Origin of the sequence: Streptomyces sp. P9(2023) (genome assembly GCF_032436795.1) — a bacterium.
In the GTDB taxonomy this organism is placed as follows: domain Bacteria; phylum Actinomycetota; class Actinomycetes; order Streptomycetales; family Streptomycetaceae; genus Streptomyces.
Genome location: NZ_JAUPWM010000865.1, coordinates 1 through 234, shown reverse-complemented (window position 1 = coordinate 234; position 234 = coordinate 1). Strand labels below are relative to the sequence as shown.

Here is a 234-nt window from a genome sequence, read left to right as displayed (position 1 = left end):
CGTTCAAAGACCATCTTTTGAGAATGCTCCTTTTGGGTGCAATTTCATCGAGTTTACTTTTTATCTTTATCCCATCAGAACATCAGGAATATGGATTAGCTTTTGCGTCTTTTTTGCCATTCATAGCATTTTTGTTCGGTGCTTTTTTGGGTTTTGTTAGCAGTAATAAATACGAGTTTCGTTTGGAGTTTAATCACTTAGATGAAACGGGGATTCAATGGTTTACGGCGGCGA

1 protein-coding gene is annotated in these 234 nt (G+C 37.6%); it reads left to right on the top strand.

The window, feature by feature from the left end; translation table 11 throughout:
• Positions 1–23: 23 nt before the first annotated feature.
• Positions 24–234: hypothetical protein (locus Q5762_RS39720; RefSeq protein WP_315897184.1), on the top strand; the 211-nt coding region annotated here is incomplete at its 3' end.